The organism is Pantoea septica (genome assembly GCF_002095575.1).
Lineage (GTDB): Bacteria > Pseudomonadota > Gammaproteobacteria > Enterobacterales > Enterobacteriaceae > Pantoea > Pantoea septica.
The window spans coordinates 78,942-98,515 of record NZ_MLJJ01000014.1; the positions used below are offsets into that span (position 1 = coordinate 78,942).

The window sequence follows — 19,574 nt, forward strand, 5'->3', positions numbered from 1 at the left end:
TCCCGAGGAGGCAAATGTTAGATAAAACTGACCGTCATTTACTCGATCTGCTGCAGCGGGACTGCACGCTGTCGTTGCAGGCGCTGGCGGACGCCGTCAACCTCACCACGACGCCATGCTGGAAGCGACTGAAAAAGCTGGAGGATGACGGTATCATCCGTGCTCGCGTCGCGCTGCTGGATGCGGAAAAGCTCGGCCTGACGCTGACCGCCTTTATGTTCGTCAAAACGCAGCAGCACAGCCGCGAATGGTATCAGCGCTTCGTCACGGCGGTGCAGGAGATGCCTGAGGTGCTGGCGTTCTACCGCACAGCGGGCGAGTTCGACTATCTGCTGCGCATTCAGGTTGCGGATATGAAACGCTACGACGACTTTTACAAGCGTCTGGTCAACAGCGTGCCGGGCCTGATTGACGTCACCTCCAGCTTCGCCATGGAGGAGATTAAATACACCACGGCGTTACCCGTTGCTCCCTGAAGCAAAAGAAAGAGAAAAGCGTAGTGCGACTATTTAGCCAGTTAAGTTGGTATTTTATCCGCGAGTGGCGACGCTATCTGGGCGCGATCACTCTCCTGATCGTTATCGCTATCCTGCAGCTGCTGCCGCCGCATCTGGTGGGCGTGATCGTTGATGGCGTCACGCATCACACCATGAGCGGGCGCACTATTTTGATGTGGATCGGCGTGATGCTGGTGACCGCCGTGGCGACCTATCTGCTGCGCTACGTCTGGCGCGTGCTGCTGTTCGGCGCCTCCTATCAGCTGGCCGTCGAACTGCGCGAGGATTTCTATCGCCAGCTTAGCCGCCAGCATCCCGCCTTTTATCTGCGTCATCGCACCGGCGATCTTATCGCGCGCGCCACTAACGACGTGGATCGCGTAGTGTTCGCCGCCGGTGAAGGGGTGCTGACGCTGGTGGATTCGCTGGTGATGGGCTGCGTGGTGCTGCTGGTGATGAGCCTGCAGATCAGCTGGCAGCTGACGCTGCTGTCGCTGGTGCCGATGCCGATCATGGCGCTGTTTATCCACCGCTACGGCAACCAGCTGCACGACCGCTTCAAGCTGGCGCAGGCGGCTTTCTCCAGCCTGAACGACCAGACGCAGGAGAGCCTGACCAGCATCCGCATGATTAAGGCGTTCGGCCTGGAGTCGCACCAGTCGGATCAATTCTCCGCTATTGCGCGCGATACCGGCGCAAAAAACCTGCGCGTGGCGCGCGTCGACGCCCGATTCGACCCGACCATCTATATCGCTATCGGCTTCTCGAACCTGCTGGCGATTGGCGGCGGCAGCTGGATGGTGTGGCACGACCAGCTGACCCTCGGTCAGCTCACCAGCTTTGTCATGTATCTCGGCCTGATGATCTGGCCAATGCTGGCGCTGGCGTGGATGTTTAACATCGTCGAGCGCGGCAGCGCCGCCTGGAGCCGCATCGGCGCGCTGCTGGCGGAAGCGCCTGCGGTCGAGGATGGCGATCGGGAGCCGCCGGCGGAAGCGGGCGTGCTGCAGGCTTCGATCCGCGAATTTCGCTATCCGGCCAGCGCCGCGCCGGTGCTGCGCGACCTCAACTTTGCGCTGAAACCGGGACAGATGCTGGGCCTGTGCGGCCCGACCGGCAGCGGAAAAAGCACGCTGCTCAGCCTGCTGCAGCGCCATTTCGATATCGAACAGGGGGATATTCGCTACCACGACATTCCTTTGACGCAGCTGCGCATCGACAGCTGGCGCAGTCGGCTGGCAGTCGTCAGCCAGACGCCGTTCCTTTTCTCCGACAGCGTGGCGAGCAATATTGCGCTGGGCAAGCCCGACGCCACGCAGGAGGAGGTTGAGCGCGCGGCGAAGCTGGCCTGCGTGCACGAGGATATCCTGCGGCTGCCGCAGGGTTACGCCACCGAAGTGGGCGAGCGCGGGGTGATGCTTTCCGGCGGCCAGAAGCAGCGGCTCTCTATCGCGCGCGCGCTGCTCCTCGACGCGGAGATCCTGATCCTCGACGATGCCCTGTCGGCGGTCGACGGCCGCACCGAGCACGACATTCTGCACAACCTGCGTCTCTGGAGCCGGGGCCGCACCCTGATTATCAGCGCACATCGCCTGTCGGCGCTGGCGGAGGCGAACGAAATTCTGGTGCTGCAGCAGGGCGAGATCGCCCAGCGCGGCGATCATGACGCGCTGGCGGCGCAGCCGGGCTGGTATCGCGATATGTATCGCTATCAGCAGCTTGAGGCGGCGCTGGACGAAGACGAATCGGCAAAAGGAGAGCCTGATGGCGACCTCTAAACGCTTATGGCCGACGCTGAAGCGGCTGCTCGCCTACGGCAGGCCGTGGCGCAGATCGCTGAGTCTGGCGGTCGGTCTGCTCTGGATCGCCGCCGCGGCCGAGGTGACCGGACCGGTGCTGGTCAGCTACTTTATCGATAACCTGGTGGCGAAACACCAGATGCCCTGGGGCATCGTCGCCGGGCTGGTGACGGGCTTTATTCTCCTGCAGCTGCTGGCGGCGGGGCTGCACTATTTCCAGTCGCTGCTGTTTAACCGCGCGGCGATCGGCGTCGTGCAGCAGCTGCGCAGCGATGTTATGAATGCGGCGCTGCGTCAGCCGCTCAGCGCCTTCGACACCCAGCCGGTCGGACAGATTATCTCGCGCGTTACCAACGATACCGAAGTGATCAGGGATCTCTACGTGACGGTGGTCGCCACGGTGCTGCGCAGCGCGGCGCTGATCGGCGCGATGATGGTGGCGATGTTCAGCCTGGACTGGCGTATGGCGCTGGTAGCGATGGCGATTTTTCCGCTGGTGCTGACGGTAATGCTGATTTATCAGCGCTACAGTACGCCCATCGCGCGCCGCGTGCGCAGCTATCTGGCGGATATCAACAACGGCTTTAACGAAGTGATCAACGGCATGAGCGTGATCCAGCAGTTTCGCCAGCAGGCGCGCTTCGGCGAGCGCATGAGCCAGGCCAGCCGCTCGCACTATCAGGCGCGCATGCAGACGCTGCGGCTCGACGGTTTTCTGCTGCGTCCGCTGCTCAGCTTGTTTTCGGCGGTGATCCTCTGCGGGCTGTTGATGCTGTTCAGCTTCTCCTCGCCGGGCATTTTCGAAGTCGGCGTGCTCTATGCGTTTATCACCTGGCTCGGCCGTCTCAATGAGCCGCTGATTGAACTCACGACGCAGCAGTCGATGCTGCAGCAGGCGGTGGTGTCGGGCGAACGTATCTTCGAGCTGATGGATGCCGCGCAGCAGCGCTACGGCAGCGACGATCGCCCCCTGGCGTCGGGACGCCTCTCGCTGCGTCAGCTGAGTTTCGCCTATCGCGCCGATCGCGAGGTGCTGAGCGATATCAACCTTGAGGTGCCGGCGCGCAGTTTCGTGGCGCTTGTCGGTCATACCGGTAGCGGTAAAAGCACCCTCGCAAATTTGCTGATGGGCTACTACCCGGCGACGCGCGGCGAGATCTGGCTGGACGACCGTCCTATTGGTCAGCTCAGCCATCAGACGCTGCGGCGCGGCATCGCCATGGTGCAGCAGGATCCGGTCGTGCTGGCGGACAGCCTGCTGGCTAACGTGCGTCTCGGCCGCGATATCAGCGAAGAGGCGGTCTGGCAGGCGCTGGAGCAGGTGCAGCTTGACTCGCTGGCGCGCGCGTTGCCAGACGGCATTCATACGCGACTAGGGGAGCAGGGCAATAACCTGTCGGTCGGGCAGAAGCAGCTGCTGGCGCTGGCGCGCGTGCTGGTGGAGATGCCGCAGATTCTTATCCTCGACGAGGCGACCGCCAATATCGACTCCGGCACCGAGCAGGCGATTCAGCAGACGCTGAGCAGGCTGCGCCAGCACACGACGCTGGTGGTGATCGCCCATCGTCTCTCGACCATCACCGAGGCCGACACTATTCTGGTGCTGCATCGTGGTCAGGTGGTAGAGCAGGGCGACCACGCCGCGCTGCTGGCGCGAGAGGGACGCTACTGGCAGATGTATCAGCTGCAGCAGGCGGGCGATGAACTCGCGTCGGGCAAAGCCGTCGCCACCGTAGAGTAAATTGCACCTTTTTTGCGCGCATTTATCAGAATGTTCCCACTCTTTGCACTTCTTTGAGGCCAGGAGCACCAAAGAAGTGCAGTTTATCTAGCCTCCTCTTTCGCTTTTCTTTTTCTGCTCTCCTCTTTTGCCATTTCAAGCCGGGCCGGGCTGCATTTATCTCTCGCCGCCTGCGCATTTTCATTCCTGGCACAGCCTTTGCTTCTGTCTCTGCGTGTCTGAGGCGACTCACTTGTCTATTACCCGGAGGGGATGCAATGAAGCTGGTTACCGTGGTCATCAAACCGTTCAAACTGGAGGATGTGCGCGAAGCCCTCTCCTCTATCGGCATTCAGGGGCTGACCGTCTCTGAAGTTAAAGGGTTCGGTCGCCAGAAAGGCCATGCAGAGCTCTATCGCGGCGCCGAGTACAGCGTGAACTTTCTGCCCAAGGTCAAGATCGACGTCGCCATCGCCGACGACCAGCTCGACGAAGTGGTGGATGTGATCAGCAAAGCGGCCTATACCGGCAAGATCGGTGACGGCAAAATTTTTGTCGCCGAGCTGCAGCGCGTTATCCGTATTCGTACCGGTGAAACCGACGAAGCAGCGCTTTAATTTCGGCTACGTTATCTGATGGGATGGAAAAAAATGAATAAAGCACTCACCTTGTTGGGCCTCATCAGCCTGTCGCTGTTACCGTCGCTGGCGATGGCTGCGCCTGCCGTAGCGGATAAGGCCGACAACGCATTTATGATGATTTGCACCGCGCTGGTGCTGTTTATGACGATTCCAGGGATCGCGCTGTTTTACGGCGGTCTGATTCGCGGCAAAAACGTGCTCTCTATGCTGACGCAGGTGGCGGTGACGTTTGCACTGGTCTGTGTGCTGTGGATTGTGTACGGCTATTCGCTGGCCTTCAGCGAAGGCAACGCCTTCTTCGGTAGCTTCCAGTGGGCAATGCTGAAAAACATCGAGCTGAAAGCGGTAATGGGCAGCTTCTATCAGTATATCCACGTGGCGTTCCAGGCGTCGTTCGCCTGTATCACCGTGGGTCTGATCGTCGGCGCCATCGCCGAGCGCATCCGCTTCTCCGCCGTGCTGATTTTTGTCGGCGTGTGGGTGACGCTGGCATATCTGCCGATTGCGCACATGGTCTGGGCGGGCGGCTTTCTTGCGCAGGATGGCGCGCTGGACTTCGCCGGCGGCACCGTAGTACACATTAACGCGGCTATCGCGGGTCTGGTAGGCGCCTATCTGGTGGGCAAACGCGCCGGCTTCGGCAAAGAAGCGTTCAAACCGCATAATCTGCCGATGGTCTTCACCGGCACGGCGATCCTCTATGTGGGCTGGTTCGGCTTTAATGCCGGCTCCGCCTCCGCCGCTAACGAAATTGCCGCGCTGGCCTTCCTGAACACCGTGGTGGCGACCGCAGGCGCGGTGCTCTCATGGACCTTCGGCGAGTGGGCGGTACGCGGCAAACCGTCGCTGCTGGGCGCCTGTTCCGGCTTTATCGCCGGCCTGGTGGCCATTACTCCAGCCTGCGGCTATGTGGGCGTCGGCGGGGCGCTGATTATCGGCCTGGTGGGCGGTCTGGCCGGGCTGTGGGGCGTGACCTCGCTGAAGAGAATGCTGCGCGTGGACGACCCTTGCGACGTCTTCGGCGTGCACGGCGTGTGCGGCATCGTCGGCTGTATCCTGACCGGCGTGTTCGCCTCTTCTTCGCTGGGCGGCGTCGGCTATGCGGAAGGCGTTACCATGGGCCATCAGGTATGGGTGCAGCTGTTCAGCGTCGGCGTAACGATCGTCTGGTCTGCGGTGGTCGCCTTTATCGGATTTAAGCTGGCGGATATGATTGTCGGCTTGCGCGTGCCGGAAGAGCAGGAGCGCGAAGGTCTGGACGTCAACAGCCACGGCGAGAATGCTTACAACCAGTAAGCCGTCGGGCAGGAAAGGCAGTGCGCTAAAAAAAGAAAAAAGTAAAGGGGCGACTATTCGCCCCTTATTTTTCGCCTTTGCGCAGCCTGATAGCCTATTCGCTGCGCTGACGCATCACCCCTTCCTGCACGGTCGAGGCGACCAGCACGCCCTGCTGGTTATAGAACTCGCCGCGCACAAAACCGCGCGCCCCGGAGGCCGAGGTGCTTACCACGCTGTAGAGCAGCCAGTCGCTGAAGTTGAACGGGCGGTGAAACCACATCGAATGGTCGATAGTGGCGACCTGCATATCCGCTTCAAGAAATCCTTTGCCGTGCGGCTGCAGCGCCACTGGCAGGAAGTTGAGATCGGAGGCGTAGCCCAGCAGGTACTGGTGAATGCGCAGATCGGCGGGCAGCCCGCCGTTAGCGCGGATCCAGACCTGACGTACCGGCTCGTCGACGTGGCCTTTTAGCGGATTGTGGATCTGAACCGGGCGTATCTCCAGCGGCCGCTCGGCGATAAACTTCTCCCGCACCTTTTCCGGCAGCAGATGCGCCATCTTTTGCGCCAGATCCTGCTCCGATGCCAGCGTCTCCGGGCCGGGCACCTCAGGCATCGCGTTCTGATGCTCGAAGCCGCTCTCGGGCGCCTGGAAAGAGGCGGTCATATAGAAAATAGGCTGTCCGTTCTGCACCGCGCTGACGCGGCGCGCGCTAAAGCTTTTGCCGTCGCGCAGGGTTTCCACATCGTAAATAATGCCTTTCTTGCTGTCGCCCGGCCGTAAAAAGTAGCTGTGGAAAGAGTGAATAATACGCTCTTCCGGCACGGTCTGTTTCGCCGCGTAGAGCGCCTGGCCGACCACCTGACCGCCAAAGACCTGACGCAGTCCTAAATCTTCACTCTGGCCGCGAAAGATACCCTCTTCCAGCTTTTCCAGATTTAATAAATTCAGCAGATTTTGCAGCGCCTGGCTCATAGTGCAATCCTCACAAAGTTAACCCGCTCAGTGTGAAAGATCCGACCAGTTGCCGTCAATCAAAGAGTGCAGCAGAGCCACGCAGGGGCAGAGAGGAAATATCTGGATTTTATGCCAGGATTAACCACATAAGGCGAATGAAACCCCAGGCGATAAATTCGCAGCCGATAATCATAGTGATCAGATGGAGACGACATCAATGAAACTCTGGCAAGTGGTAAGTGGTATTACCTTGATTGCAGCCGCCGCAGGCTGCGCCGATCACAGCAAGCCGGTACCGGTACCGACGCTGGGTGCCAGCGCGGCAGGGCAACAGGCGGCGATTGCGCAGCCTAACGTGAGCGGTTCGGTCTATATTCGTCAGCGGATTGCATTGCCGCCTGACGCGGTGCTGACGGTCACGCTCTCCGACGCGACAGTAGCGAATGCGCCGTCAAAAGTGCTGTCGCAGCGCGCCGTACATACGCAGGGCAAGCAGGCGCCGTTCCAGTTCGTGCTGCCGTTTAACCCGGCGGATATCCAGCCCAATGCGCGTATTCTGTTGAGCGCGGCTATTACCATCGACGGCAAGCTGGCCTTTATCACCGATTCGGTGAAGCCGGTCATCAACCAGGGCGGCACCAAAGCGGAACTGCTGCTGGTGCCGGTACCGCAAACCGCGCTGCCTACGCAGCCCGGCGCGGTCAGCACTGTGCCGTCGACCTCGCCGACTCAGGTTACGCCATCTTCCGCCGTGCCTGCACCAACCAGTCTGTAATCATCTAAGAGCGGGGCGGTTTCGCCCCGCTGTCAAGGCTGCCAGCGATAAATGTCCAGCGCGACACGCCCGTCATCGCTTATCTCAATGCCTTCCGCCGCCAGCGCGTCGCGTTGCCTCAACAGATCGTCGCCCTGTAATGAAATGGTGCCGTGCCGATTAATGACGCGATGCCACGGCAGCCGACTGCCGGCAGGCAAACGACGCAGCACGCCCCCCACCTGACGCGCCGCACGCGGCGAACCGGCCAGTCGGGCGATATCGCCATAGGTGGCCACTTTGCCAGGCGGAATAGCGGCCACGATGTGCCATATGCGCTGCTGAAAACTCTCTTGCGAATCCATAACGACCTTGCGCAGAAGCCAAAACGCTACTCTAGCACAGCGACGCGGTCCTCTGGCGAGACGCATTGTTCAAGAAAACAACGGTCATCAGGACGGCGCTTGCAATTGCCGGGGGCTTCCCTGATAATGCCCCCGCCTTCGAAAGAGGGCTTGTCAATGGAGGCTCTGTTGGTCCTCCCGCAATGCTAACTTGTGAACTCGGTCAGGTCCGGAAGGAAGCAGCCGCAGCAGGCGACGCGTGTGCCGGGATGTGGCTGGCAGGGCCTCCACCACTTTCTCCCCCGGTAAATTCCCAGACGTCTCTCATAACCGCCACTCCATGGCCAGTTAAAAGTTTATTCAGAATAAAATGGGCGTGTTGTCGCTAAGAGGAAGGAAAAACAGTGTGTTAACGCACAAACTTCCATACCGAGCCAGGAACTTTATCGTAAAGCTTATTCATCGTCAGTTCAGCCAGACGATGATCGGCGGCTGAGTAAAATACCGCCAGTTCGTCATCAGATAATTCATACTTATTCTTTTCAATCACGCGTTCGAGCGTGTCGATTGAGCGGCAGCGTCTCAGCCGCATCAAATAATCAGTTTTAGTCAGATTTTTATCGTTCATAAATAAACCGGTCTCGTGTTTACCTAAATGGAGTGGCTGGGTTGCTGAAGGAAAGCGCACTCTTCGCTAAAAAGATTAAATAAGCGTCGAGCGGAACGCTGCCACCGATTCAGATCTTGCGCATTGATACCGTAATTAGTGAATAGCATAAAGGTATCGTCAAGATAGTCGTCGATTTGCGTTATCAGATCTTCATCTTCAGCATGCTTTATTTTGTAATTCATCGTGAAAGAAGCAATGTGCTCAATCAAATCATTAAGCTGTAAATTGTTCTCAGAAGTTGGGTCGTTAACCCAGCCGTGATGGCTGTCGGTCAGCGTCGCCATACTTTCGTCAAACAGGCTCTCACACAGGAATTTAAGCTGGGCAATATCATGCCGTTTCGGTGAGTACTCGTCCATCTTTTTCCCCTCCATAGCTTGCACGGATACCGCAACGCGGCGAGTTAAGGTTAAGCGGCCAGGAAGTGATTACGAATAGCGGTTAGAGCTTGGGATACATTAAATATAAAACACAATCATTAGATTTGCTCACCTCAATTACCAAATATTACAATTCATCGGCCGGCGAGGGTTGCTGGCTATCAATGAGCTCAAACTCAAGTCTGCCGGGAAAAACCTGAAACTGAATCTGTTCTTCGCGGGTAAAAACTTCATTTAAATCCAGACAAGGACTAAATATATGACCATCAAATTGATAAAGCATTTTAAAACGATTGCTGGCTAACTTTTCTACAGACTTTATTTTAAAACTCTCTGGTACTAACTGCGCATGCGGTGAATACCATTGCAGATCGCCTGCCAGGCGTTGCGCTATTTTGGGAATATTCCGTTGGATAAACGCCGTTAATTCTGGGACAGAGGGGTTATCCGGGTGGATATTGCTTTCTAGCTTCAGATACATTTCATTTACCGCTTCAATAGATTGTTAAACCGATCATTAGACTTGTGCAACCACTTTGCAACGCCTCTCTTAACGACAAAACCTATTGTTATTATTCGTAAAGCTTTTTTCCTCGATGAATCAGACAAATGGCATCTCCCTCTGAGAAGCTGTACAGCTCTGATGATACCTTTTGAAACATATTGCCTGCACGCCTTGCGCTCAAATTAAGATAGATTGTTGTTATGTTATAACGTAATGAGTAAATCATGAATCAGAGTGGAATGCTGCTTTCACTGGGCGGAAGAGTTGCTGTCGCCTTGTTCATCATCGCCCTGCTGGCGCTGGCGATAATGTGGGGAGCCGCATCATGATGCGCTTTACCCAGCTGCAGGCGGGCTATCAGAACAGGGCGGTAACGCCGGTCATTAATGCCGAGTTAACGCCCGGCAGCATGACGGCGTTGGTCGGCGTAAACGGCAGCGGCAAATCGACGCTGCTGAAAACTATCGCCGGACTGATAAAGCCGGTTGCCGGAAAGTGCGAGCTGCAGCTTCCTCGCAAGGCTATTGGCTGGATGCCGCAGCGCAGCGAGCTGGAGACGCGCTTTCCGTTAACCGTTTTCGAACTGGTGTCGATCGGCTGCTGGCCGCGCTGCGGCTGGTTCGGCGGCATCAACCGCAGCATGCGCCGGGAGATCGAGCAAGCGCTGGATGCGGTGCAGATGCGCGATTTCGCCAGCGCGCAGCCCGCCACGCTGTCGGGCGGCCAGCTGCAGCGCGTGCTGTTTGCCCGGCTGCTGCTGCAGCGCAGCCCGCTGTGGCTGCTGGATGAACCTTTTAACGGCATCGACAGCAAAACCGTGACGCTCCTGATGTCGATCCTGCAGCAGCAGCGGCAGGCGGGCACCACGCTGCTGGTGGTGCTGCACGACCGCCCGCTGGTAGAGCGCTATTTCAGCGAGGTGCTGTCGCTGGACGATGCTGGCGAACGATCTGCCGGGCACGCGTCAGTCGCACTGCGGAGCCTGGCCTCATGACCCTGCTTCAGCCTTTTATTGAGTTCGGCTTTATGCGGCGCGCGCTGATCGCCTGCGTGGCGCTGGCGGTCAGCGCCACGCCGCTCGGCGTCTTTCTGTCGCTGCGTCGCATGAGCCTGATTGGCGACGCGCTGTCGCACGCGGTTTTGCCGGGTGCGGCCATCGGCTATCTGATATCGGGTCTGTCGCTGGTGGCGATGGGCGTCGGCGGGCTTATCGCCGGGCTGGCTGTGGCGCTGCTCTCCGGTGCCGTAAGCCGCTACACGCCGCTGAAAGAGGACGCCAGCTTCGCCGGTTTCTACCTGGGCTCGCTGGCGCTCGGCGTCACCCTGGTATCGCTGCGCGGATCGAGCGTCGATCTGCTGCATGTGCTGTTCGGTTCGCTGCTGGCGGTGGATAAGCCGGCGCTGCTGCTGGTCGGCGCCATTGCCGCCTTTACCCTGCTGATGCTGGCGGCGATCTACCGGCCGCTGGTGATTGACGCTTTCGATCCCGATTTTCTGCGCGCGCAGGGCAAATGGAGCGCGCCGCTGGTGCACGGCCTGTTTCTTCTGCTGGTGGTGCTGAACCTGGTGGCGGGCTTTCAGGTGCTCGGCACCCTGATGTCGGTCGGGCTAATGATGCTGCCCGCCGCCAGCGCCCGATTCTGGAGCCGGCATCTGGCATGGATGCTCGCCGCTGCGATGGGGCTGGCGATCGCCGCGGCCGTTATCGGACTGATGCTCTCATGGCGCTTCTCGCTGCCGGCGGGCCCGGCGGTGGTGCTGAGCGCCGCACTGCTCTTTTTTCTTTCTATTCTGGCAGGTCCATGCGGCGGCCTTCTGCGCCGCCATTAAACAGGGGTATTTATGAAGAAGTTACCGTTAAGCCTGGCGATCGGCGCGCTGCTAATCAGCCCGCTATCCATGGCGAAAACCGTCAATGTCGTCGCCAGTTTTACCGTACTGGCGGATATCGTGAAGCAGGTGGGCGGCGAGCACGTGAACGTAAAATCGCTGGTCGGACCGAATGGCGATCCCCATACTTTCGAGCCGACGCCGCAGGATAGCCAGGCGCTGGCCAGCGCGGATCTGGTCTTCGTCAGCGGCCTGGGGCTGGAGGGCTGGATGGATCGACTGGTGAGCGCGTCGGGCTATAAAGGCGACGCCGTGGTGGCCTCGCGCGGGGTCGCGACGCGCAGGATGGAAGAGGAGGGGAAAGCCGTGACCGATCCCCACGCGTGGAATAGCATGTACAACGGCGTCATCTACGCCGCCAACGTGATGAACGCCCTGATTAAGGCGGATCCGCAGGACGCCGATGCGATTCGACTCAGCGGCGAAAAGTATATTGAGAAGCTGCAGACGCTGGACGGCTGGGCAAAAACCGCTTTTGCGGCGGTACCGGCGGCGAAGCGCAAGGTGCTGACCAGCCACGACGCGTTCGGCTATTTCGGGCAGCGCTACGGCGTAACCTTCCTGGCGCCGGTCGGCTTCTCTACCGAAGCGGAAGCGAGCGCCAGCGAGGTCGGCGGGCTGATCCAGCAGCTCAAGGCTGAGCATATCCATAGCTATTTTATTGAAAATCAGACCGACCCGCGCCTGGTGAAGCAGATCGCCAGCGCAACCGGCGCGCAGCCGGGCGGCGAGCTCTATCCCGAGGCGCTGTCGCAGCCTTCCGGCCCTGCGCCCACCTATGTCGCGGCGTTCCGTCACAACGTTGAGGCGATGATCCGCAGCATGAAATAAAAAAAGGCCGGGGAGTTCCCCGGCCAGCTGTCACGACGCCTGCTAACGTTTCTTCTTTCTTCCCTGCACCGCTTTAAAGCGTGGATTCGATTTGCAAATCACAAAAACGCGTCCGTGACGGCGCACGATTTTGCAATCCTTGTGGCGCTTCTTTGCCGACGCCAGCGAGCTCAATACCTGCATTTCTAGCGTCCTTATTTCTTGAGAAAGCGGCCAAAGCGCTGGTTAAAGCGTGCGGCGCTGCCCTCTTTGGTGAAATCTTTTTGCTTGCCGGTGTAGTAGACGTGGGAGGCGGAAGAGACATCCAGCGTCACGTAGGGCAGGGTTTCACCTTCGAATTCGACGGTGCGCTCGGTTTTGATGGTGGAGCCGATTTTGAAATACTTATCGACGGTCGTGTCGTGGAACACGACGGGACGATAAGCAGGATGAATATTCGGTTTCATAACGCCTCTCAATTGTTATGTTATAAAGTAACATTATTATGGCGCGCGTTGGTGATAAATGCAACCCGTGTCGGCAGGGCGATAAAATGCTCGAAGGGGTTTTTGCTGGATAAGCCGCGGGTAAGCGAGCGAGGTGGCGCGAGCAGGCGTCCGCAATAAAAAAGGCCGCTTGCGCGGCCTTTCGTCATTCAGCAAAGATTAATGCTGATGGTTCTGTTCGGTTGGATGACCTTTTTCCAGCTCCGCTTTGTTCTTGCCGAAGCGGCGGCGCACCACCACGAAGAAGACCGGAACAAAGAAGATCGCCAGCGCGGTTGCCGTAACCATGCCGCCCATTACGCCGGTACCGACGGCGTTCTGCGCGCCGGAGCCTGCGCCGGTGCTGATTGCCAGCGGCAACACGCCGAGGATAAAGGCGAGTGAAGTCATCAGAATCGGACGCAGACGCATACGACAGGCTTCCAGCGTCGCCTCTACCAGACCTTTGCCCTCTTTCTCCATCAAATCCTTGGCGAATTCGACGATAAGAATGGCGTTCTTCGCCGATAGCCCGACGGTGGTCAACAGGCCCACTACGAAGTAAACGTCGTTGCTTAGCCCGCGCAGCGTGGTAAAGATCAGCGCGCCGATAACCCCGAGCGGCACCACCAGCATCACCGAGAACGGAATCGACCAGCTCTCATAGAGCGCCGCCAGACAGAGGAAGACCACAATCAGCGAGATCGCATAGAGCGCAGGCGCCTGGTTGCCGGAGAGGCGTTCCTGGTAGGACATGCCTGTCCAGTCATAGCCGATGCCCGCAGGCAGCTTCGAGGCCAGCTCCTCCATCAGGTTCATGGCGTCGCCGGAGCTTTTGCCTGGCGCGGCCTGGCCCAGGATCTCCATCGACGGCAGGCCGTTATAGCGCTCCAGACGCGGCGAACCGTACTGCCACTTCGCCGACGAGAAGGCGGAGAAGGGCACCATGTTGCCGCTGCTGTTACGCACGTACCATTTGCTGATGTCGTCAGGCAGCATACGATCTTTGGCTTCGCCCATCACGTAGACCTTCTTCACGCGGCCGCGATCGATAAAGTCATTGACGTAAGAGCCGCCCCAGGCGGAACCGAGCGTGGTGTTGATATCGGAAAGCGATACCCCCAGCGCCTGCGCCTTTTCCTGATCGATAGTCAGCTTGTACTGCGGCGTATCTTCCAGGCCGTTGGGACGTACGCCCACCAGCGTATCGGAGTGCTGCGCCACCATACCCAGCAGCTGGTTACGCGCTTCGGTCAGTTTTTCGTGACCAAGGTTGTTCTGGTCGATCAGCTCAAAGTCGAAGCCGGTGGCGTTACCCAGTTCGATAATCGCCGGCAGGTTGAACGGGAACACCATCGCATCTTTGATCTGGCCCAGCGCGCCCATGGCGCGACCGGCGATAGCCGGCACCTTCAGATCGCTGCTGCTGCGTTCATCCCAGGGTTTCAGACTGACGAAGGCGATACCGGTGTTCTGACCGCGGCCGGAGAAGCCGAAGCCGTTAACGGTAAACACCGACTTCACGCTGTCCTTCTCTTTATTCAGGAAGTAGTCCGTAATCTGATCCATGACCTTCTGCGTACGCTCCTGCGTCGCGCCCGCAGGCAGCTGCGCCTGAGCGAGCAGCAGGCCCTGATCCTCTTCCGGCAGGAACGAGGAGGGGAGACGCAGGAACAGATACGCCACGCCCACTACGATCACCAGATAGATCACCAGATAGCGACCGGTGCTGCGCACGATATGGCCGACGCTGTCGACGTAGTGGTTGGTGCTCTTGTCGAACAGGCGGTTAAACCAGCCGAAGAAGCCGGTGGTTGTGCCGTGATCGCCTTTTTTGATCGGCTTCAGCATTGTGGCGCAGAGCGCCGGCGTCAGGATCAACGCGACCAGCACCGACAGCGCCATCGCGGAAACGATGGTAATAGAGAACTGGCGGTAGATAACGCCGGTAGAGCCGCCGAAGAAGGCCATCGGGATAAAGACCGCCGCGAGCACCAGCGCGATACCGACCAGCGCGCCCTGAATTTGCTCCATTGAGACCTTGGTCGCCTCTTTAGGCGGCAGGCCATCTTCGGCCATCACACGCTCAACGTTCTCCACCACTACGATGGCGTCATCCACCAGCAGGCCGATGGCGAGCACCATACCGAACATCGTCAGCGTGTTTATCGAGTAGCCGAAGGCGCTAATGATAGCGAAGGTGCCGAGCAGCACCACCGGCACCGCGATCGTCGGGATCAGCGTGGCGCGGAAGTTCTGCAGGAAGAGATACATCACCAGGAAGACCAGCACGATCGCTTCGAACAGGGTTTTCACCACTTCGAAGATAGAGATCTTAACGAACGGCGTGGTGTCATAGGGATAAACCACTTTCAGGCCGGCCGGGAAGGTCGATTCCAGTTTGCCCAGCTCCGCCTTCACCGCATTGGCGGTATCCAGCGCGTTTGCGCCGGTCGCCAGCTTGATACCGATACCGGAAGCCGGTTTGCCGTTATAGCGTGCGATAACCTCGTAGTTCTCGCCGCCCAGCTCGATTTTCGCTACGTCACGCAGGCGCACCTGCGAGCCGTCGGTGTTCACCTTCAGCAGGATCTTGCCGAATTCATCGGTCGAGGTGAGACGCGTCTGGGCGATAATCGAGGCGTTGAGCTGCTGGTTCGGCGCGGCAGGCGCGCCGCCGAGCTGACCCGCCGCCACCTGGGCGTTCTGGGTATTGATGGCGCTAATGACGTCGACCGGCGTCAGCTGATAGTTATTTAGCTTCGCCGGATCCATCCAGATACGCATCGCATACTGCGCACCGAAGATCTGGGTATCGCCCACGCCGGAAGTACGGCTGATAGGGTCCTTGATATTCGATGCGACGAAGTCTGAGATATCATTCTGGGTCATCGAGCCGTCATCGCTGACGAAACCCGCCACCATCAGGAAGCTGCTGGAGGATTTCTGCACCTGAATACCCTGCTGCTGCACTTCCTGCGGCAGCAGCGGCATCGCCAGCTGCAGTTTGTTCTGCACCTGGACCTGCGCGATATCGGGATCGGTGCCGGATTCAAAGCTCAGGGTCAGCTGCAGGTTACCGGAAGAATCACTGTTTGATGAGAAGTACATCAGCCCATCAATACCGTTCATATTCTGTTCGATAACCTGCGTCACGGAGTCCTGCAGCGTTTTCGCATCGGCGCCCGGATAGGCGGCACGAATCTGCACGGCCGGCGGAGCAACGTTTGGATATTGCTCGATCGGCAGCTTGAGAATCGATAGCGCACCCGCCAGCATCACGATGATGGCGATTACCCACGCAAAGATGGGGCGATCGATAAAGAACTTAGCCATGTATCAACGGCTCCTGTTAAGACGAAGTTTTTTCAGACTGGGTCTGAGATTGCGCATTCGCGTCAGATTTCTGCTCGGCAGAGACTTCCTGCGGCGTTACCTGGGCGCCTGGCTTCGCGCGCTGCGTGCCGACGCTGATCACGCGTTCACCCTCTTTCAGACCAGAGGTAACCAGCCATTTGTCGCCGATCGCCTGCGCGGCGTTGACGCTGCGCACTTCAACCTTGTTGTCCGCGCCAACCACCATCACGGTCGCCTGACCGGTAGGCGTACGGGCGACGGCCTGCTGCGGAACCAGCAGCGCATTCGGGTTGGTGCCTTCCTCCAGACGCGCGCGGACAAACATGCCCGGCAGCAAACGATGATCCGGATTCGGCACGATAGCGCGCAGGGTGATAGAGCCGGTGGTCTCGTCAACCGTGACGTCGGAGAACTCCAGCGTGCCTTTCTGCGGCGATTCGCTGCCGTCCTGCATCAGCAGGGTAACGGTCGCTTTGCCGTCGACCTGTTTCAGCTGGCCCGATTCCAGCTCCGCGCGCAGACGCATAAATTCGTCGCTGGACTGGGTGACGTCGACATACATCGGATCGAGCTGCTGCACAGTGGCCAGCGCGGTGGTCTGCGCACTCTGCACCAGCGCCCCTTCGGTCACGGACGATTTGCCGATACGACCGCTGATAGGCGAGGTCACTTTGGTGTAGGCCAGATTAATGCGGGCGGTTTCGACGTTCGCTTTTGCAACCTGCACTGCGGCGGCGTTCTGCGCCGCGGTAGCGACGGCGTTATCGTAATCCTGCTGGCTGATATATTTGGTGCCGAGCAGCGGCTTGTAGCGGTTAACCGTCAGCTGCGCGATGCGGGCGTTGGCTTCCGCCTGCGCCAGATCGCCTTTCGCGCTGTCGTAGCTTGCCTGATAGGTGGCAGGATCGATCTGATAAAGCGATTCGCCCGCTTTAATATCGCTGCCTTCCACAAAATTACGCTTCAGAATGATACCGGAAACCTGAGGGCGTACTTCAGCCACGCGATAGGCGGAGGTACGGCCCGGCAGCTCCGTGGTGATCTTAAGGGGTTCGCTTTTAAGGGTAACAACCCCCACTTCCGGCGGGTGCTGCTGGGCGGCTTGCTGGGATTTATTATCATCACATCCTGTTAACACAAAGCTGCCTGAAAGCATCAGGACGGCCGCCAGAGGCGCTAATCCTCTGTTTTTATTCATAAATAAACCTCTAGTGTCCGATATCAATTGATCAATGGATCACAAACCGATAAACCCATTGCTGCGCTAAAACCCGGGTCGTGCTATGGTACATACATTCACAAATGTATGTAAACTTGCCAGTTTGTAAAAAAAACGTCCTATGGCACGAAAAACCAAAGCCCAAGCACTTGAAACGCGTCATCAAATTCTTGATGCCGCCCTTGCGTTATTTTCCTGCCAGGGCGTTTCCGCCACCTCGCTTGCGGATATTGCCGCAGCGGCTGGCGTAACGCGGGGCGCAATTTACTGGCACTTTAAAAATAAAGCCGATGTGTTACACGAAATCTGGCTGCGCACCGACGCTGGGCTTGATGATGTGGAACTTGAGTATCAGACAAAATACCCTGGCGATCCACTTTCTGTATTGCGCGCAATGCTAATCTATATCTTTGAAGCGACAGCAAAGGATCCGCAGCGCCGCGCGCTGATGGAGATCATCTTCCATAAGTGCGAGTTCGTTGGCGAAATGGCCGCGCTGCAAATCATGCAGCAAAGCCTGCTGTCAGAGTGCTATGACAAAATAGAAGATGTTTTGAAAGAGTGCATTGAAGCAGGGCAGTTACCCGTCACGCTCAATACCCGACAGGCGGCGCTGCTGATGCGAGGCTACGTCAACGGTATGATGGAGAGCTGGCTGTTTACGCCTGAGAGCTTCGACCTGGCCGCGAGCGCGCCGCAAATCGTCGAGGCCTTTATCGATATGCTGCGTCTGAGCCCAACGTTAACCGCGTCGCATCAGGCCTGACGCTCCGCGTCGCGCTTTTTCTCGAAGTCGCGCTGCACGATCGCCAGCGCCGCCAGCACGGTGTCGGCTGGCAAGCGATTCTCTTCCAGCAGCTGAATCAAATCCACCGCCAGCTTTATCTCGTCAGGCGCATTTTCCAGTGACATCCTCGTTCCTTATATACGCAGTTTCGCCGCTACCAGCAGCATAAGCAGCGCGCCGGCAAGCGCACAGCCGAGCGCGGCGGGGCGGAGCGTCGCCAGCGAGCCAAGATCGAAATAGCTGGCGATATAACCGCCGACCAGCGCGCCGATGACTGCCAGCACCAGCGTGGCGACAAGGCCGCCAGGCCGTCCGGGGAAAAAGCGCCGCTTCAGCCAGCCCGCGACCGCTCCAGTGATAATCCAGGCGATGATTCCCATATCAGGCTCCTGAACAGATGGCGCTAAGTATAGATGTCAGAGAGCGTCGCCGCGCAGCGAAAGCGCCCAGTTCACCGCGTGGATCGCCTGCCGACAGCGCGCCATGCGACCCTCTAGCACCTCAAGGTCCTGTTTCAACTGCTGCTGCGCCGCCAGGCTCTCCGCCAGCGCCAGCCGCTGTTCGCGCTGGTCAATCATCGCCTGCAGCCGCCGCTCATACTCGCGGTATTCCGCCAGCTTCTGCTGGCGCGGCGTCGCTGCGGGCCGTTCGCGGCGCGGGCGCAGCTGCTGCGTGTTCGCTTCGCGCTGCAGGGCGGCAATCTGATTTACCAGCTTCTCCGCCAGCCAGACGCGCTCTTGCGCATTCGACGAGGCGCAGAGCAGCTGCAGATTGCGTTCAATCTCCTGCAGATAGTCCGCCAGCCGCGTGCCGCTGGCGGTAAACAGCTGGCGGTCGAAGCGCGGCGTGCGGCAGTGACCGTCGGGATGGTGCGCGATCTGCGCTTTAAGCGCCGCCAGGCAGGCGGCCAGGCGCTGTTGTGTGGTGGCGTCCGCCATTATCTTTTCCTTATCTGTGCTAACGTAGCGCGCATGCAAAGGATTCAGGCAAGGCTATGCAACGTATTTTACTGCTGACTCTCGGCTGGCTGGCTATCATACTCGGCGCGCTGGGCATTGTATTACCATTATTACCGACCACGCCATTCGTGCTGCTGGCGGCCTGGTGCTTCGCCCGATCGTCGCCGCGCTTTCACCACTGGCTGCTGTGGCGTTCGCCTTTTGGCCGTTATCTGCGCCACTGGCAGCGCCACCGCGCGATGCCGCCGGGCGCGAAAGGGCGCGCCATGGCGCTGACGCTGGTGACCTTTTGCGTCTCGATCTGGCTGGTGAAAATTCTGTGGGTGCGCCTTTTTCTTGGCGTAATGCTCTGCTTTTTGCTGCTGATGATGTGGCGTATTCCTGTGGTGGCCGAATCGCCCGACGATCGCGCGCCGCCGCGATAAGGTTGCATTTAGCCGGCCATTTGCTTAGATTTGGGCATCTTCGTGCGTGGCTTCCCTTTTTTTACTCTCTGCGTCTGATTCATTTTGGAATCTGAC

At 58.8% G+C, this 19,574-nt stretch carries 23 protein-coding genes and 1 other RNA gene; 12 read left to right on the plus strand and 12 right to left on the minus strand.

All coding sequences use genetic code 11. From position 1 onward, the window contains the following. Window positions 1–14: 14 nt before the first annotated feature. The 5 genes from HA46_RS09860 (at window position 15) to amtB (ending at window position 5,953) form a co-directional block, all read left to right on the plus strand. Window positions 15–476, plus strand: coding sequence for an Lrp/AsnC family transcriptional regulator (locus tag HA46_RS09860; protein ID WP_033788816.1), 462 nt, complete (start codon window positions 15–17; stop codon window positions 474–476). Window positions 477–499: 23 nt separating this feature from the next. Beyond that, window positions 500–2,275 (plus strand): SmdA family multidrug ABC transporter permease/ATP-binding protein, encoded by a 1,776-nt coding sequence (locus tag HA46_RS09865; protein WP_084883967.1) that lies wholly within the window; start codon window positions 500–502, stop codon window positions 2,273–2,275. After that, window positions 2,262–4,037, plus strand: coding sequence for a SmdB family multidrug efflux ABC transporter permease/ATP-binding protein (locus HA46_RS09870; RefSeq protein ID WP_084883970.1), 1,776 nt, complete (start codon window positions 2,262–2,264; stop codon window positions 4,035–4,037). The genes HA46_RS09865 and HA46_RS09870 overlap by 14 nt, the downstream gene beginning before the upstream one ends. A 257-nt stretch (window positions 4,038–4,294) precedes the next feature. Continuing rightward, the gene (gene glnK, locus HA46_RS09875) at window positions 4,295–4,633 is read left to right on the plus strand and encodes a P-II family nitrogen regulator (protein WP_033752690.1); all 339 of its coding nucleotides are present in this window, start codon (window positions 4,295–4,297) and stop codon (window positions 4,631–4,633) included. 33 nt (window positions 4,634–4,666) lie between these two features. Next, on the plus strand, window positions 4,667–5,953 hold the full coding sequence (amtB, locus tag HA46_RS09880) for an ammonium transporter AmtB (RefSeq protein ID WP_033788819.1): 1,287 nt from the start codon (window positions 4,667–4,669) through the stop codon (window positions 5,951–5,953). A gap of 94 nt (window positions 5,954–6,047) precedes the next feature. Here the strand turns inward: amtB and tesB are convergent, their stop codons facing one another. After that, a complete protein-coding gene (gene tesB / locus HA46_RS09885) occupies window positions 6,048–6,911 on the minus strand; it encodes an acyl-CoA thioesterase II (RefSeq protein ID WP_084883973.1) in 864 nt (287 codons plus the stop codon). Window positions 6,912–7,110: 199 nt separating this feature from the next. Here tesB and HA46_RS09890 point away from each other — a divergent pair, with 199 nt between their 5' ends. Next, a complete protein-coding gene (locus HA46_RS09890) occupies window positions 7,111–7,668 on the plus strand; it encodes a YbaY family lipoprotein (protein WP_033788821.1) in 558 nt (185 codons plus the stop codon). A gap of 32 nt (window positions 7,669–7,700) precedes the next feature. Here HA46_RS09890 and HA46_RS09895 read toward each other — a convergent pair whose 3' ends face one another. Then, entirely contained in the window at window positions 7,701–8,012 is a 312-nt protein-coding gene (locus HA46_RS09895) for an MGMT family protein (protein ID WP_033788822.1), read from the minus strand. A 166-nt stretch (window positions 8,013–8,178) separates the two neighbouring features. Here HA46_RS09895 and ffs point away from each other — a divergent pair. After that, window positions 8,179–8,275: signal recognition particle sRNA small type (gene ffs / locus HA46_RS09900), an RNA gene on the plus strand. Between the two features lie 125 nt (window positions 8,276–8,400). Here the strand turns inward: ffs and HA46_RS09905 are convergent. The 3 genes from HA46_RS09905 to HA46_RS09915 form a co-directional block, all read right to left on the minus strand. After that, the gene (locus HA46_RS09905; protein ID WP_033752683.1) at window positions 8,401–8,619 is read right to left on the minus strand and encodes an HHA domain-containing protein; all 219 of its coding nucleotides are present in this window, start codon (window positions 8,617–8,619) and stop codon (window positions 8,401–8,403) included. A 23-nt stretch (window positions 8,620–8,642) separates the two neighbouring features. Then, window positions 8,643–9,020, minus strand: coding sequence for an Hha toxicity modulator TomB (gene tomB / locus HA46_RS09910; protein WP_033752682.1), 378 nt, complete (start codon window positions 9,018–9,020; stop codon window positions 8,643–8,645). Window positions 9,021–9,168: 148 nt separating this feature from the next. Continuing rightward, a complete protein-coding gene (locus HA46_RS09915; protein WP_084883976.1) occupies window positions 9,169–9,522 on the minus strand; it encodes a hypothetical protein in 354 nt (117 codons plus the stop codon). A 349-nt stretch (window positions 9,523–9,871) separates the two neighbouring features. Between HA46_RS09915 and HA46_RS09920 the strand changes: the two genes are divergently transcribed. The 3 genes from HA46_RS09920 to HA46_RS09930 are packed head-to-tail and all read left to right on the plus strand — an operon-like array spanning window position 9,872 to window position 12,267. Then, window positions 9,872–10,540: a metal ABC transporter ATP-binding protein gene (locus HA46_RS09920; RefSeq protein ID WP_084883979.1), complete on the plus strand. Its 669-nt coding sequence runs from the start codon at window positions 9,872–9,874 to the stop codon at window positions 10,538–10,540. Further along, the gene (locus HA46_RS09925; RefSeq protein WP_033788824.1) at window positions 10,537–11,376 is read left to right on the plus strand and encodes a metal ABC transporter permease; all 840 of its coding nucleotides are present in this window, start codon (window positions 10,537–10,539) and stop codon (window positions 11,374–11,376) included. The genes HA46_RS09920 and HA46_RS09925 overlap by 4 nt, the downstream gene beginning before the upstream one ends. A 12-nt stretch (window positions 11,377–11,388) precedes the next feature. Further along, window positions 11,389–12,267 carry a metal ABC transporter substrate-binding protein gene (locus HA46_RS09930; protein WP_084883982.1) on the plus strand — a complete coding sequence of 293 codons (879 nt, stop codon included), beginning with the start codon at window positions 11,389–11,391 and terminating at the stop codon, window positions 12,265–12,267. Window positions 12,268–12,309: 42 nt separating this feature from the next. Here HA46_RS09930 and ykgO read toward each other — a convergent pair whose 3' ends face one another. The 4 genes from ykgO to HA46_RS09950 form a co-directional block, all read right to left on the minus strand. After that, on the minus strand, window positions 12,310–12,450 hold the full coding sequence (gene ykgO, locus HA46_RS09935; RefSeq protein ID WP_071997379.1) for a type B 50S ribosomal protein L36: 141 nt from the start codon (window positions 12,448–12,450) through the stop codon (window positions 12,310–12,312). A gap of 11 nt (window positions 12,451–12,461) precedes the next feature. Further along, window positions 12,462–12,713, minus strand: coding sequence for a type B 50S ribosomal protein L31 (locus tag HA46_RS09940; RefSeq protein WP_033788826.1), 252 nt, complete (start codon window positions 12,711–12,713; stop codon window positions 12,462–12,464). A gap of 198 nt (window positions 12,714–12,911) precedes the next feature. Then, window positions 12,912–16,067, minus strand: a complete 3,156-nt coding sequence (locus HA46_RS09945) for a multidrug efflux RND transporter permease subunit AcrB (protein ID WP_084883984.1) — start codon at window positions 16,065–16,067, stop codon at window positions 12,912–12,914. Window positions 16,068–16,083: 16 nt separating this feature from the next. Beyond that, the gene (locus HA46_RS09950) at window positions 16,084–17,286 is read right to left on the minus strand and encodes an efflux RND transporter periplasmic adaptor subunit (RefSeq protein ID WP_033788828.1); all 1,203 of its coding nucleotides are present in this window, start codon (window positions 17,284–17,286) and stop codon (window positions 16,084–16,086) included. Between the two features lie 142 nt (window positions 17,287–17,428). Between HA46_RS09950 and acrR the strand changes: the two genes are divergently transcribed. After that, window positions 17,429–18,073 carry a multidrug efflux transporter transcriptional repressor AcrR gene (gene acrR / locus HA46_RS09955; RefSeq protein ID WP_033752672.1) on the plus strand — a complete coding sequence of 215 codons (645 nt, stop codon included), beginning with the start codon at window positions 17,429–17,431 and terminating at the stop codon, window positions 18,071–18,073. Here acrR and rsmS read toward each other — a convergent pair. The 3 genes from rsmS to priC are packed head-to-tail and all read right to left on the minus strand — an operon-like array spanning window position 18,064 to window position 19,032. Further along, window positions 18,064–18,219, minus strand: coding sequence for a pleiotropic regulatory protein RsmS (gene rsmS / locus HA46_RS09960; RefSeq protein ID WP_084883987.1), 156 nt, complete (start codon window positions 18,217–18,219; stop codon window positions 18,064–18,066). The genes acrR and rsmS overlap by 10 nt on opposite strands. A gap of 9 nt (window positions 18,220–18,228) precedes the next feature. Further along, window positions 18,229–18,474: a GlsB/YeaQ/YmgE family stress response membrane protein gene (locus tag HA46_RS09965; RefSeq protein ID WP_084883989.1), complete on the minus strand. Its 246-nt coding sequence runs from the start codon at window positions 18,472–18,474 to the stop codon at window positions 18,229–18,231. A gap of 36 nt (window positions 18,475–18,510) precedes the next feature. Continuing rightward, window positions 18,511–19,032, minus strand: coding sequence for a primosomal replication protein PriC (gene priC, locus HA46_RS09970; RefSeq protein ID WP_033788830.1), 522 nt, complete (start codon window positions 19,030–19,032; stop codon window positions 18,511–18,513). 56 nt (window positions 19,033–19,088) lie between these two features. Here priC and HA46_RS09975 point away from each other — a divergent pair, with 56 nt between their 5' ends. Next, entirely contained in the window at window positions 19,089–19,478 is a 390-nt protein-coding gene (locus HA46_RS09975; protein WP_033752668.1) for a DUF454 family protein, read from the plus strand. The last annotated feature ends 96 nt before the right edge of the window (window positions 19,479–19,574 follow it).

Coding starts and splice junctions, on each gene's coding strand:
- HA46_RS09870 (WP_084883970.1), top strand. CDS start 2,262: ATGGCGACCTCTAAACGCTTATGGCCGACGCTGAAGCGGCTGCTCGCC.
- tomB (WP_033752682.1), bottom strand. CDS start 9,020: ATGGACGAGTACTCACCGAAACGGCATGATATTGCCCAGCTTAAATTC.
- ykgO (WP_071997379.1), bottom strand. CDS start 12,450: ATGCAGGTATTGAGCTCGCTGGCGTCGGCAAAGAAGCGCCACAAGGAT.
- HA46_RS09950 (WP_033788828.1), bottom strand. CDS start 17,286: ATGAATAAAAACAGAGGATTAGCGCCTCTGGCGGCCGTCCTGATGCTT.
- HA46_RS09890 (WP_033788821.1), top strand. CDS start 7,111: ATGAAACTCTGGCAAGTGGTAAGTGGTATTACCTTGATTGCAGCCGCC.
- glnK (WP_033752690.1), top strand. CDS start 4,295: ATGAAGCTGGTTACCGTGGTCATCAAACCGTTCAAACTGGAGGATGTG.
- HA46_RS09965 (WP_084883989.1), bottom strand. CDS start 18,474: ATGGGAATCATCGCCTGGATTATCACTGGAGCGGTCGCGGGCTGGCTG.
- HA46_RS09915 (WP_084883976.1), bottom strand. CDS start 9,522: ATGTATCTGAAGCTAGAAAGCAATATCCACCCGGATAACCCCTCTGTC.
- amtB (WP_033788819.1), top strand. CDS start 4,667: ATGAATAAAGCACTCACCTTGTTGGGCCTCATCAGCCTGTCGCTGTTA.
- HA46_RS09860 (WP_033788816.1), top strand. CDS start 15: ATGTTAGATAAAACTGACCGTCATTTACTCGATCTGCTGCAGCGGGAC.
- HA46_RS09975 (WP_033752668.1), top strand. CDS start 19,089: ATGCAACGTATTTTACTGCTGACTCTCGGCTGGCTGGCTATCATACTC.
- HA46_RS09930 (WP_084883982.1), top strand. CDS start 11,389: ATGAAGAAGTTACCGTTAAGCCTGGCGATCGGCGCGCTGCTAATCAGC.
- tesB (WP_084883973.1), bottom strand. CDS start 6,911: ATGAGCCAGGCGCTGCAAAATCTGCTGAATTTATTAAATCTGGAAAAG.
- priC (WP_033788830.1), bottom strand. CDS start 19,032: ATGGCGGACGCCACCACACAACAGCGCCTGGCCGCCTGCCTGGCGGCG.
- HA46_RS09905 (WP_033752683.1), bottom strand. CDS start 8,619: ATGAACGATAAAAATCTGACTAAAACTGATTATTTGATGCGGCTGAGA.
- HA46_RS09940 (WP_033788826.1), bottom strand. CDS start 12,713: ATGAAACCGAATATTCATCCTGCTTATCGTCCCGTCGTGTTCCACGAC.
- HA46_RS09925 (WP_033788824.1), top strand. CDS start 10,537: ATGACCCTGCTTCAGCCTTTTATTGAGTTCGGCTTTATGCGGCGCGCG.
- HA46_RS09945 (WP_084883984.1), bottom strand. CDS start 16,067: ATGGCTAAGTTCTTTATCGATCGCCCCATCTTTGCGTGGGTAATCGCC.
- rsmS (WP_084883987.1), bottom strand. CDS start 18,219: ATGTCACTGGAAAATGCGCCTGACGAGATAAAGCTGGCGGTGGATTTG.
- HA46_RS09895 (WP_033788822.1), bottom strand. CDS start 8,012: ATGGATTCGCAAGAGAGTTTTCAGCAGCGCATATGGCACATCGTGGCC.
- acrR (WP_033752672.1), top strand. CDS start 17,429: ATGGCACGAAAAACCAAAGCCCAAGCACTTGAAACGCGTCATCAAATT.
- HA46_RS09920 (WP_084883979.1), top strand. CDS start 9,872: ATGATGCGCTTTACCCAGCTGCAGGCGGGCTATCAGAACAGGGCGGTA.